This is a genomic window from Rhizobium sp. 10PS4, from assembly GCF_032464805.1.
Taxonomy (GTDB): domain Bacteria; phylum Pseudomonadota; class Alphaproteobacteria; order Rhizobiales; family Rhizobiaceae; genus Rhizobium; species Rhizobium laguerreae.
This window is the reverse complement of sequence record NZ_JAWDIW010000016.1, coordinates 18160-29934: the sequence shown is the minus strand read 5'-3', so window position 1 is coordinate 29934 and position 11775 is coordinate 18160. Positions and strand designations below refer to the sequence as shown.

Genomic DNA, 11775 nt, shown 5'->3' with positions numbered 1-11775 from the left:
GCGGTTAAGAGATGTAAGAGTCTCAAATCGGGCCCCTGCCCGGCGCTTCGTTTTTTAGTTCCTGGTCCTGATATTGATCAAGTTCCGGGTTTTCTATAAGTGATCCGAAAGATTGGTAAAATTGATTGTTTGGATGGCAATCATCTATGGAATGGATATTCAACCCATGCGTTTTAAAGGCCTAGATCTAAACCTTCTTGTAGCACTCGACGCTCTAATGACCGAGCGCAAGCTCACAGCAGCGGCGCGCAGCATCAACCTCAGCCAACCCGCCATGAGCGCTGCCATCTCTAGGTTGCGCGACTATTTCCGCGACGACCTTTTTATCATGCAGAGACGGGAGCTAGTTCCGACCCCGCGTGCAGAGGCACTTGCCCCCGCTGTTCGCGAAGCACTCTTGCATATTCAGCTCTCCGTTATCGCTTGGGATCCAATAAACCCAGCGGAGTCCGACCGCCGATTCAGAATTATCCTCTCAGACTTCATGGCACTGGTCTTCTTCGACAAGATAATACTGCGCTTAGCTCGGGAGGCGCCAGGAGTCAGCTTCGAGTTGCTGCCACTTGACGACGATCCGGAGGAGCTTCTCCGCCGTGGTGATGTCGATTTTCTGATCCTCCCGGACTTATTCATGTCCGGCGCCCATCCGAAGGCAAGGCTTTTCGAAGAGAGACTGGTGTGCGTCGGCTGCCCTACGAACGAGCAGTTACAAGGGCAGCTCTCCTTGGAGCAATATATGTCCATGGGACATGTTGCGGCTAAGTTCGGACGTGGTCTCAAGCCTTCCGTAGAGCAATGGCTATTGATGCAGCACGGCCTCAAGAGGCGTATTGAGCTCGTCGTCCCGGGGTTTAACTTGATCCCGCCATTGCTGTCTGGCACTAATCGAATAGCAACCATCCCCCTGCGGCTGGTCAAACATTACGAACGAACTATCCCACTAAGAATCATTGAGCATCCTTTGCCGCTTGTTTCGTTCACTGAGGCTGTCCAATGGCCGGCTCTTCACAACACTGATCCTGGAAACATCTGGATGCGCGAGATTATGATCCAAGAGGCTTTGCGCATGGAATCTGAGATGGAAAGTTGTACGTCGTAAGCGGCACCGTCGGCTCATTTCACAGCCCCAGTAATTAGATCCATACGCATTGGCTGTGTTCCCAAAGGAGGTATTACGTTACAGGCGGCCCCCCCGCCGCCTCAGCTCAGCTAGCAATCGAAGCTATTGCCGAGAGCGATCGTTTCTATCTGAGAAGGTGCGATTCGTAATGCTTTCCCTGGCCTCATGCAAAAGTGATTCAAAACTTTATTCCTGTAACTTATGTTCGGCCCATCGCGGAAACCAGCATCCAGCTGCGGCGACTTCCACGACCTTCCGCACATGCCTTCTGCGCGAAATTGAGCAACGCGCCGACCCGGGATAGTAGCCGAAGCTCTACTTTCGATCCCGCAATACTTGTTCTTGAGGATTTGCAACGGCGACGGCGCGAGAAGTTAGCCGCGGCAATATGTCGAGCCACAATCCATAGTGTGGATGCTTTTGATCCACACAATCAATTTTACCAATGATGCCATATGATCCATAGCAGGGCAGCCGCGCGGCGAGATTCCGGTAAGTTTTATTGGTTTCTGTCGTCACTTCGCAGACGAGCCGGAACATCTTCCGATGTTCGCAGCAATTAGATCGAGCCTTCTCGCAAGGCCGTCGGCTTGTCGAAATTAGGCATGATGGAGAGGAATACAAATGGCTGATCAACTCACACTGGAAATTATCAGTGCGATCAATAAGCTCGTCAAAGCTGAAAACGGCGAAAGAACGACCGTAGCCCTCGGCGAAATAACGACTGACACTGAGTTGACTTCACTTGGCATCGATTCGCTGGGTTTGGCCGATGTCCTTTGGGATCTGGAGCAGCTCTACGGCATTAAGATCGAGATGAATACGGCCGATGCCTGGTCGAACCTCAACAATATCGGCGACGTGGTGGAAGCCGTCCGTGGCTTGCTCACCAGGGAGGTCTGAATGGACAGGCGCGTCGTTATCACCGGATTGGGCGGACTGTGCGGACTGGGCACCGATGCTTCCTCTATCTGGACGGAGATGCGCGAAGGCCGCTCCGCCATCGGCCCGATCTCAAACTCAGAGATTCATGAGCTGAAGGGGATGATCGGGACCGAGATCAAGGTGCTGCCTCAACACGACATTGATCGCAAACAGCTCATCTCCATGGACCGCTTCAGCCTGCTAGCCGTGCTTGCAGCTAAACAAGCCATGCTACAGGCCGGCCTTTCGTGCAATGAAGGAAATGCCCACCGTTTCGGCGCGACAGTGGGCGTTGGCTTTGGCGGCTGGGACGCTACCGAGAAGGCCTACCGCACCCTCCTATTGGGCGGCGCGACTCGCACTGAGCTATTCACTGGGGTAAAGGCAATGCCTAGCGCGGCTGCCTGTCAGGTAAGCATGAACCTCGGGCTGCGGGGGCCAGTCTTCGGTGCCACCTCTGCCTGCGCCTCGGCCAACCATGCGATCGCTTCAGCGGTAGATCAGATCAAGCTCGGTAGGGCGGACGTTATGCTAGCTGGAGGAAGCGACGCGCCACTCGTGTGGATCGTGCTTAAGGCATGGGAAGCAATGCGCGTACTCGCTCCAGATACTTGCCGGCCATTCTCGGCCGACAGGAAAGGACTAGTTTTGGGCGAGGGTGCGGGCATGGCCGTGCTGGAAAGCTATGAGCATGCCGCCGCCCGCGGTGCAACGATGCTTGCCGAGGTCGCCGGCATCGGCCTTTCCGCCGATGCCTACCACATAGCTGCACCAGCTGTGCATGGGCCGGAGGCGGCGATGCGCGCCTGCCTTGTTGATGCGAGTTTAAATGCCGAGGATGTAGACTACCTCAACGCCCATGGCACCGGCACCAAGGCCAACGATCAGATCGAAACGACGGCGATTAAGCGCGTCTTTGGTGACCATGCTCGATCGATGTCCATCTCTTCTACCAAATCCACTCACGCGCACTGCCTCGGGGCAGCAAGTGCGCTCGAAATGATAGCCTGCGTGATGGCGATCCAAGAAGGTGTCGTGCCGCCCACCGCCAACTATCGCGAGCCAGACCCCGATTGTGACCTGGATGTGACCCCTAATGTGCCCCGGGAGCGAAAGGTGCGCGTGGCCATGAGCAACGCCTTCGCCATGGGCGGCATGAATGCTGTCCTTGCGTTCAAGCAGGTGCCATGAAGTTAAGACCGTCACGATTGAACCCCTTGTAGGGCCAACAGCAAATGCCTGAACCAGGCGCCGCCGATTCCCTTCAGCAAGGCTTCGCTGCAATTCCGCAGATACTCAGGCATCTGAAAGCTCACGCTACACCGAATTCACCACGTGTCGCGGGGAGCTGGAGCCCGCTATTTTTCGACGCCGGGAGCTCTCACGCGGCTCGCCGGCGACCAAAGTTTAGGCCTCACCTTTTCTGCCCGCGAATAAGGAGTGTTGCTTTCGATTCCACCTCTGCCTTCACCCGATATCCCGCCAGGTGCTAGCGTGATCGCGAATTAGTCGCTGGTCCGGTGTTTTTGGGGCGCTTGCCGCTGAGTACGGAACCTGCCAAGTTGAATCCGCACATCTGATTGTGCCCTCCCCAAGCTGGTGAAACGCAAGGTCGCTGGTGTCGTCAGCCCCTGTGCAGGATTTGCCTCGCTTGAGCAGACGACTTCAACCGGCCGCCAAAGGGGAAAGATTGCTGTTTACTCCTCTGTGAGCTCTGCCGTTATTAGTTGAATTCCAGCGGCAATCACCGACCACCCCCACGAACAAGATCTGAGAAGATACGATGACACGCAGCCAAAAAGAGAAGATGCTAGCAGGCGAAATGTACAACGCAGCGGACCCCGAGATCCAAGCCGAGTTGCTCCTCACCGGGGCTTGGTTGAAGCGGTATAATGACACGCTGGGCGACTCCGCCGAGCGGTGGAATGGGCTCCTTTTAGAACGATTGGGAGCAGTCGGGCTTGGAGCGGTTATTCGTCCTCCGTTCCACTGCGATTACGGGTTCAACATCCGGATCGGAGCTTGGGTTTACATCAATTACAACTGCGTCATTCTTGACGTGGCAGCGGTAACTATCGGTGACGGAACCGCAATAGGCCCTGCTGTGCAGATTTACACCGCGGACCATCCACATGATCCAGAGCAGCGCCAGGCTGGACTGCAGTTGGGACGACCTGTCAGCATTGGCAGGCACGCCTGGATTGGCGGTGGAGCAATCATTCTCCCGGGCGTGACAATTGGCGATCACGCTGTCATTGGCGCTGGTAGTGTGGTCACGCGAGATGTTCCTGCAGGAAGCACGGCCATGGGAAATCCAGCTCGGGTCAAGGCTGGTGGACGCTTGCCGAAATCATAAAAGCAGGCATTGGGGTAAATCCGGCGGTAAAGGGCTAGTTTCTTTGCTTCTGCGAACGGACTTCTGGCCGCCATGGCCCTTTCGGTTCCAACTGTCGGCACTTTCACTCTGACGCCAACCTCTTTGCAAATGCGGCTGCGCAGTCCTGCTGACCGATTCGTGATCATGTTTGCATGCAAAGGGGCAACTACGCCTTAGGGTCAGCCCGCAGACACATACCGCTTCACCTGCAGAAAAACGAATTGCCTTTCAGCCCGTGCGCCGATGAAAAACAATTGGCGGCATGTCGTCGGCAAATAACAATTCCTGTTGGCGCGAACATTTTCAGAGGCAGGCGCCCACGCCCCGGTCGTAGCTTATCAGTCGACACTTTGCAGAAGGCATCATGCGCTGCCTACAGCGTCTAATCGACGCAACCCGAGTGGGCGACATCCATATCGTGGATGATAGCTATCGCAACAATCAATTTTACTAATCTATTTGGATTTAATAGCACCCGCTGGAGGACACGCACCGAGCGGCGTCCGCCTTCCTGATCACCGGTCGGGGGCTCTTGGGACATGGGTGACGAGCATGTGTGGGATTGTTGGCATAGTGGGACATAAGCCCGTGTCGGAGCGGCTGGTAGAAGCCTTGGAGCGGCTTGAATATCGCGGCTATGATTCAGCCGGCATTGCTACGATCTTCGAGGGAGAATTGCACCGACGCCGCGCAGAAGGCAAGCTCCGGAACCTTAAAACGAGACTGAAAAAAGAGCCCCTGAGCGGCGCTGTCGGCATCGCCCACACGCGGTGGGCGACCCACGGCGCACCGACAGAATGCAACGCTCACCCGCACTTTGCCGATGGCGTAGCCGTTGTTCATAACGGCATCATCGAAAATTTCTCCGAGCTAAAGGACGCATTGGCAGCGGTAGGGGCAAAGTTCCAGACCGACACGGACACCGAGGTGATCGCGCATCTCCTGACAAAATTCCGTCGGGATGGCATGGGATGCATTGAGGCCATGCATGCCATGCTGAAGTGCGTCAAGGGCGCATTCGCTCTTGCCATCCTCTTTGAAGATGATCCCGCGACAATTATGGTGGCGCGCAATGGACCACCATTAGTGATAGGCCATGGCGATGGTGAGATGTTTCTGGGCTCCGACGCGATCGCTCTTGCTCCGTTCACCAATGACATCACGTATCTGAACGACAGCGATTGGGCTGTTGTAGGCAAAACGAGTGTCCAGGTTTTCGATATCGAAGGCAAAGTCGTTACGCGCCCACGGCACATATCGCTTGCTACCGCAGACCTGGTCGGCAAGGGCAATCACCCGCATTTTATGGAGAAGGAAATCTACGAGCAACCGGAGGTCATTGCCCGTGCTCTTGGTCACTACATCAATGTCAACGATAGTCATGTCACAACGCCTTCAACCGACATCGATTTCGCCGGGGTTGAGACCCTCGCGATCGCCGCCTGCGGCACGGCATATCTTGCGGGACTAATTGGCAAATATTGGTTCGAGCGCTACGCACGCTTAATTGTTGAAATTGATGTCGCCTCTGAATTCCGTTATCGAGAAATGCCGTTGTCGACGCGGTCGGCAGCACTCTTCATCTCTCAATCTGGTGAGACGGCTGACACACTCGCATCGCTACGCTACTGCAAAGCACAAGGTTTGAGAATAGGCGCTCTCGTCAACACCCGAGAATCAACCATTGCCCGCGAGGCAGATGCCATCTTTCCGATTCTCGCCGGGCCAGAGATCGGCGTTGCTTCTACCAAGGCATTCACTTGCCAGCTTGCTGTTCTCGCTGCGCTAGCCATCGGCGCAGGCAAGGCGCGGGGCACAATCACAGTCGACGAGGAACAAGTGCTCGTCCAAAGTTTGGCGACGTTGCCAAGCGTTATGCGACAGGTGCTGAACGACATCAAGCCGGGGATCGACCTCTTGTCACGGGAATTGTCGAATTACCGCGACGTGCTCTATCTCGGCCGCGGCACGAGTTTCCCATTGGCCATGGAAGGTGCGCTGAAGCTCAAGGAGGTTTCCTATATTCATGCTGAAGGTTATGCGGCAGGAGAATTAAAACACGGTCCGATCGCCCTGATCGATGAAAATATGCCAGTCATCGTCATCGCGCCACATGATCGGTTCTTCGATAAAACTGTCTCCAATATGCAGGAAGTGGCCGCCCGCGGCGGCCGCATCATTCTGATCACCGACGAGACGGGAGCTTCGATGTCAAAGCTTCCCACCATGCACACTATCGTATTACCCGATGTTGCGGAGATTATCGCGCCGATGATCTTTTCTCTGCCGCTGCAGCTTCTTGCGTATCATACCGCGGTCGTTATGGGGGCAGATGTGGACCAGCCGCGGAATCTCGCTAAATCAGTCACAGTCGAATGATTGTGACGATTGGTTAGATCGCAAATCGCCTCCGAGAAAATCCACGACTTGATCAGACATCAAATAAGTGAGGTCGTATGCACGAACTTTCGCTCGCCGACGTGCCGTCGCGAATTGGCCAGGAACTCGGTAAGTCCGAATGGATCACCGTCGATCAAACTACAATCGATCTCTTTGCCGATGCGACACACGATCATCAATTCATCCACGTGCACCCGGAACGCGCGGCAGTCGAAACCCCGTTTGGTGGCACCATCGCTCATGGCTTCCTGACACTCTCGCTTCTGTCGGCGATGAACTTCAGCGGCATGCCAAGGATCCGCGAGCAAACCTTGGGCCTTAACTACGGCTTAGACCGGGTGCGTTTCATGTCACCGGTTAAGACCGGCAGCCGTGTGCGCGGTCGCTTCGTTCTCTCTGAATGTCAATTTCGCGGCGCAAGCATGCTGGTGACCACCTACGAGGTGACAGTCGAGATCGAGAACGAGAACCGACCGGCACTCACCGCCAATTGGATCACGATCATTCAGTTTGATCCGAACGACAGGCCTAAAGGGATTTGACGCCAGCTCGCGCCAGCGGGTGTCGACTTGTTATTTTGGCTGCACGCGATTTCGTAGTGTCACGCCGGAATTCTCGATCTGCTGCGTCGGCAATTGCGCGCTGGCATCATCCTTCGGGCAGGCGAAACGAGTTTGACTTGAATTTCGCTGTAATGGAGGCTGATTGATTGCATTCGTTCCGTATGGCCGCTGCGGTGTTGCCGCTACTTTTGTCATCTTGCATGCTCGGGCCCGACCATGCACCGCCGGAAACGCCTTTGCCGGAGAAGTTTTCCGAGGGTGCAAAACAGAGCGCCGGCGATGTTGCGGTGTCGGCGTGGTGGGATTCGTTTTCAGATCGTACGCTCAACCAGTACGTTGCCTTCGGCCTGGATGAGAACCTCAGTGTTCAGCAGGCGCTCGAAAGGGTTAATGCCGCCGCCGCGGACGTCACCATCGCTGGCGCCGGGGGCCTTCCCAAGGCATCACACACGACAAGCGGCGAGATCGGCAAAGGGGGAGATGTCACGAGCACACAGAATATCTCCAGCGTGCAACTATCGTTGACCTGGCTGCTGGACGTATTCGGTCAGTACCGGCGCAGCACTGAAAGCGCACTGGCTTCTCTTGATTCTGCGCATGCGGCTGTCGACGCCGCAAAGCTAGCTCTAATCAAAGATCTTGTTTCCTCCTACATCGACGCCCGGTACTACCAGCAGCGCGTCTCGATTTCCCGAGCGAACCTGAAGTCGCGCCGGGAGACCTACGATTTCACGAATTTTCAAGTCGAAGCGGGAGCGGCTTCCCGGCTGGATGTCTTGCAAGCCGAAGGACTTGTCCGATCGACGATTGCCGAAATACCAAGGCTAGAACTGAATTTTCGCGTGTCGGCGCATCACATTGCGGCCCTCCTCGCTTTGCCGTCGGAAACAGTGATCAAGCAACTGCAGAAAAGTGAAGGGCAGCCGGTCTATCGCGGAAAGATCAATGCCGGCATTCCCGCCGATCTTATTCGCAATCGATTCGATATTCGCCAGGCTGAACGGGATCTCGCCGCCGCGACTGCACAGATCGGCGTGGCGGAAGCACAGCTTTACCCCGCGATAACGCTCTCCGGCTCGATCACCCCTTCCTATACCAAGCAGCGCGGCCGTCACGGGGGTATCTTGAAATGGTCCTTCGGGCCGAGCCTCGACCTACCAATTCTGGACGGCGGCCGTTTGCGGGCAAACGTGGAGACTTCTAAATCGGACGCCGCAGCAGCCTACATAAGCTGGAAATTAACCGTCCTGACAGCTGTGCAGGAAGTCGAGGACGCTTTGACAGCCGTCCGACGCGACGTTCACACAGAGAACTCACGTCGCAGGCAAGTAGAAACGATCGAAGAAGCACTGAAGCTTTCGACGGCCTCGTACATGGATGGCGCCTCTTCTCTCCTCGATGTTCTCGAAGCGCAAAGGCAGGTGTCCAGCGCTCAGGCGAGCCTCGCTGCGGCGATCCAACAACTGGCCAAGGATCACGTGCGGTTGAATGTAGCAATCCGCGGTGGTTTTGCGGCTCCCAAAGTCGCGTCACCCAGGGAGGCCTCGACGGTTGCAGCCGCAAATGCAAACATCCAATCCGCACATTCGCAATAGCCGAGCGCTGGATGCGGGATGGTTTAACCTGATCACGTCATTAGCGCGCCAGGGCCTGAGTTGTATTGGCGCCGGCCGGGAGGTCGTCCAATCGCGGCACATGCCCTTCACCACCTCCCGCTTACGAGCAGGGCTTAGAGCTAATGGGATGGTCCGCCCTGTCTCCCGAGAGCATAACGGAGGTGGGCAAAGGAGGGCTGAAATTATGGATCGCAACCAACTGCGCCAATGCGCCGTCTTCGGCATCGATATCGGAAAGAACCTCTTCCACGTGGTCGGCCTGGATAGTTCCGGCGCGAGACGCTACTGCAGTTCTTCGAACGAGCGAACAGAACGCTTGTCGGAATGGAATCCCGTCCGGGTTCCCAATGGCTTGCGCCAAGTTGCAGACGATGGGGCATTCCGTCCGCATCATCCCGGCGCAGTGAAGTCTATGTAAAATCGAACAAGAATGACATCATCGATGCTGCGGCGATCGCAGAAGCTGCAAGGCGACCGACGATGCGCTTCGTTGGCATTAAGCAAGCCGATCAGGTCGATCTTCAGATGTTGCATTGGGTGCGTATTCCGATGAAACCGGCCACCGATTCCGATTTGAAGCCGGCCATTTTTCGGGCTGATCCTGGGTCTGTTTGATGTTTGGATCGGGTTTTGTGCCACGTCAAGCTTTGCTGTGTTTCAAGCGCCATCGGTGAACGCTGTTTGCGCATACTTCCGCCAATGAGATCGATGCCTCGGCGTTGTGAACGAGGCGATCCAGTATCGCATCGGCGGCGTTGGGTTTGAAATAATTTCCCACCAGCGATCCAGGGGCACCTGGCTTGTGACGATCGTCGAGCGACGCTCGTAGCGGTCTTCGATGATCTCGAGAAGATCGCGGCGCTGATCATCGCTGAGTTTTTCCGGTCCCAGTCATCGAGGATCAGCAGGTCGGTCTTAGCGATAGATTTGGGGATTCTGCCGTATCGCCCGTCACCCCTTGCAAGCGCGAGCGTGGCGAACAGCCGGGGAACGCGGTGGTATGCAACGGAGAAATCCTCGCGGCATGCTTTGACCGATGGATGCGCCCCAGCGCCGAAAGCGATCTGGTATCCACTCAGCGTATCGCCGGTGGGAACTGGGCATGTGATCTGGGTCGGTTCCATGACGACAGCCGCCATAGCGGCGCTGATGGACGGCGATGCGCTTGCCGCGGTAAAAGATCTCGATGGTTCGCGCCGTTGCTCTAAGATCGACCTGCTGGCGAATGAGGGCATGGGGGACGGAATAAAAGAAGCTTTTGAACTCGACGTGATAATCGGTCGAGACACGGACCAGACGCCATTCGGCGAATTCGTAGTTTCACCCGGGAGGCTAGCGAGCGCAGCACGTTCGACACGTTCAAATACTTGCCGCCGGGTAACACCCAATCGACGCATGAGGTGATCGTTGATGCGATCAAGTGCCAATAGCGGCATTGGCCTCAGCCAGCGAGAAGAAAGTCAGCTTGCGCAACCGCCCCAGGATGCAGGTGGCGCATGGCGCCGTCGTCATCGGCGACGAGAACTTGTTTCAATGGCGTACCTTTACTGGTGCAGTCGATCAATAAATCACGTCGTTTCTATTTTCAGTTCCCTGCGCCACGTTGGGAAAGAGAAGCGCCCCAAGGGTGGAACGCTCCTCGGATCTTCGAATTAAATGAAGCCGAAATTTTCCGCCGTAAGCGAGGTAAGATCCGACATGTCGTGCAGATTGTCGACATGAGCGAAGGCATGCGCGTGGTTCGCAGAATCGACATAGGCTAGTGTCGCACCGTGAGTTTTGCCATCTTGACCGAGAGTTTTTTCGTCATGGTAGACAATGATGTCACCGGGGACTTCGTCGTGAATAGCGGTCGCGGCGGCAGAGCCAGACGTGAACTCTCGATCCGTGATTACCACGACGTGCTGACCGTGCGCTTTCGCGGCCTCGCCATTGTAGAAAGTGTCCACAAATTCGCCTGGGAAACCCTTCGAGTGGTTGATGAAATTTGCGCCAAACAGATCCCCTTTGCCGAAGTCACCGGCGTCCATGACAAAACGGTCTTGCTTCGGGTCGAAATCCGTCACAGTCGTATACCAGTGCGTTGTTCCAACCATAGGATCGTGGAACCGGAACACGAAGGCGTCGCCGTCTTCGCCGCCAGTCAGAACATCTGCGCCGTCGCCGGCCACCAGGGTATCCCTTCCCTTACCGGCGTCGAGCCTGTCGTCGCTCTCGCCGCTATGTGGTATTACGCGGCGCACTTCGAAGGGGTTGAAGGCTTCGATTGAGCCGTCGCTATACAGGAGGTCGTCACCAGGACCAGCATGGACTATGTCTGAGCCATCCCCCGCATAGACAATGTCATGGCCGTCACCGGCCTCGATCGTGTCGTGGCCGCTTCGAGCCACAATCCGATCATCGCCGCCACCGGCTTTGATCCAGTCATTAAGATTGCGTGCATAGATTGTGTCGTCGTCATCGGATCCGTTAATAAAGGGGCTGTTATCAGTGCCTTTGATCATCATCTCAAATACTCCTTATGAGGCAACGGGTGCCGCCTGTGCCCCTTATCTTTTCCAAGAGCGATTAGTGAAATCCATTGTTTTGATATGAACGATTTGAATGACGGATGCCGCAATGTTTATCTCGGCCGAACGGTGCGCTCTTCGTGGATGGCCGGGAATATGAAAAAGACTTGGGGCAATGACAATCGGCGGCCAAGCAGTGGCAACACTGTCCGAGACGCCTCGTGGCGAAGGCGAAACTTCCTCCCTCGTATACGCTGCAGACAAA

9 protein-coding genes and 2 pseudogenes are annotated in these 11775 nt (G+C 55.9%); 8 read left to right on the top strand and 3 right to left on the bottom strand.

Going from position 1 to position 11775, the window contains the following annotated elements:
• The first annotated feature begins 166 nt into the window (after positions 1-166).
• The 8 genes and pseudogenes from RWJ89_RS27500 to RWJ89_RS33280 form a co-directional block, all read left to right on the top strand.
• The gene (locus RWJ89_RS27500; protein ID WP_003551803.1) at positions 167-1099 is read left to right on the top strand and encodes a LysR family transcriptional regulator; all 933 of its coding nucleotides are present in this window, start codon (positions 167-169) and stop codon (positions 1097-1099) included.
• 645 nt (positions 1100-1744) lie between these two features.
• Positions 1745-2023, top strand: coding sequence for an acyl carrier protein (locus tag RWJ89_RS27495; protein WP_003551800.1), 279 nt, complete (start codon positions 1745-1747; stop codon positions 2021-2023).
• Positions 2024-3235: a beta-ketoacyl-[acyl-carrier-protein] synthase family protein gene (locus RWJ89_RS27490; RefSeq protein WP_003551798.1), complete on the top strand. Its 1212-nt coding sequence runs from the start codon at positions 2024-2026 to the stop codon at positions 3233-3235.
• Between the two features lie 592 nt (positions 3236-3827).
• The gene (nodL, locus tag RWJ89_RS27485) at positions 3828-4400 is read left to right on the top strand and encodes a nodulation O-acetyltransferase NodL (protein ID WP_003551796.1); all 573 of its coding nucleotides are present in this window, start codon (positions 3828-3830) and stop codon (positions 4398-4400) included.
• A 573-nt stretch (positions 4401-4973) separates the two neighbouring features.
• Positions 4974-6800 carry a glutamine--fructose-6-phosphate transaminase (isomerizing) gene (glmS, locus tag RWJ89_RS27480; protein ID WP_003551783.1) on the top strand — a complete coding sequence of 609 codons (1827 nt, stop codon included), beginning with the start codon at positions 4974-4976 and terminating at the stop codon, positions 6798-6800.
• A gap of 77 nt (positions 6801-6877) precedes the next feature.
• The gene (locus tag RWJ89_RS27475) at positions 6878-7363 is read left to right on the top strand and encodes a MaoC family dehydratase (protein WP_003551781.1); all 486 of its coding nucleotides are present in this window, start codon (positions 6878-6880) and stop codon (positions 7361-7363) included.
• A 167-nt stretch (positions 7364-7530) separates the two neighbouring features.
• Positions 7531-8979 carry an efflux transporter outer membrane subunit gene (locus RWJ89_RS27470; RefSeq protein ID WP_168322224.1) on the top strand — a complete coding sequence of 483 codons (1449 nt, stop codon included), beginning with the start codon at positions 7531-7533 and terminating at the stop codon, positions 8977-8979.
• A gap of 205 nt (positions 8980-9184) precedes the next feature.
• A pseudogene (locus RWJ89_RS33280) lies at positions 9185-9543 on the top strand (IS110 family transposase); the annotation flags it as partial.
• Here the strand turns inward: RWJ89_RS33280 and RWJ89_RS27455 are convergent.
• The 3 genes and pseudogenes from RWJ89_RS27455 to RWJ89_RS27445 form a co-directional block, all read right to left on the bottom strand.
• A pseudogene (locus tag RWJ89_RS27455) lies at positions 9522-10031 on the bottom strand (ATP-binding protein); the annotation flags it as partial. The pseudogenes RWJ89_RS33280 and RWJ89_RS27455 sit on opposite strands and share 22 nt — an antisense overlap.
• A complete protein-coding gene (locus RWJ89_RS33275; protein WP_373423257.1) occupies positions 9952-10296 on the bottom strand; it encodes a Mu transposase domain-containing protein in 345 nt (114 codons plus the stop codon). The pseudogene RWJ89_RS27455 and the gene RWJ89_RS33275, both read right to left, overlap by 80 nt.
• Before the next feature lie 356 nt (positions 10297-10652).
• Complete coding sequence (locus tag RWJ89_RS27445) at positions 10653-11507, bottom strand: calcium-binding protein (protein WP_316031718.1); 855 nt, start codon at positions 11505-11507, stop codon at positions 10653-10655.
• Between the last annotated feature and the right edge of the window lie 268 nt (positions 11508-11775).

Excerpts from the sequence above, each read along its gene's own strand:
- RWJ89_RS27500 (WP_003551803.1), top strand. The coding sequence starts at position 167 with ATGCGTTTTAAAGGCCTAGATCTAAACCTTCTTGTAGCACTCGACGCT.
- RWJ89_RS27495 (WP_003551800.1), top strand. The coding sequence starts at position 1,745 with ATGGCTGATCAACTCACACTGGAAATTATCAGTGCGATCAATAAGCTC.
- RWJ89_RS27490 (WP_003551798.1), top strand. The coding sequence starts at position 2,024 with ATGGACAGGCGCGTCGTTATCACCGGATTGGGCGGACTGTGCGGACTG.
- nodL (WP_003551796.1), top strand. The coding sequence starts at position 3,828 with ATGACACGCAGCCAAAAAGAGAAGATGCTAGCAGGCGAAATGTACAAC.
- glmS (WP_003551783.1), top strand. The coding sequence starts at position 4,974 with ATGTGTGGGATTGTTGGCATAGTGGGACATAAGCCCGTGTCGGAGCGG.
- RWJ89_RS27475 (WP_003551781.1), top strand. The coding sequence starts at position 6,878 with ATGCACGAACTTTCGCTCGCCGACGTGCCGTCGCGAATTGGCCAGGAA.
- RWJ89_RS27445 (WP_316031718.1), bottom strand. The coding sequence starts at position 11,507 with ATGATGATCAAAGGCACTGATAACAGCCCCTTTATTAACGGATCCGAT.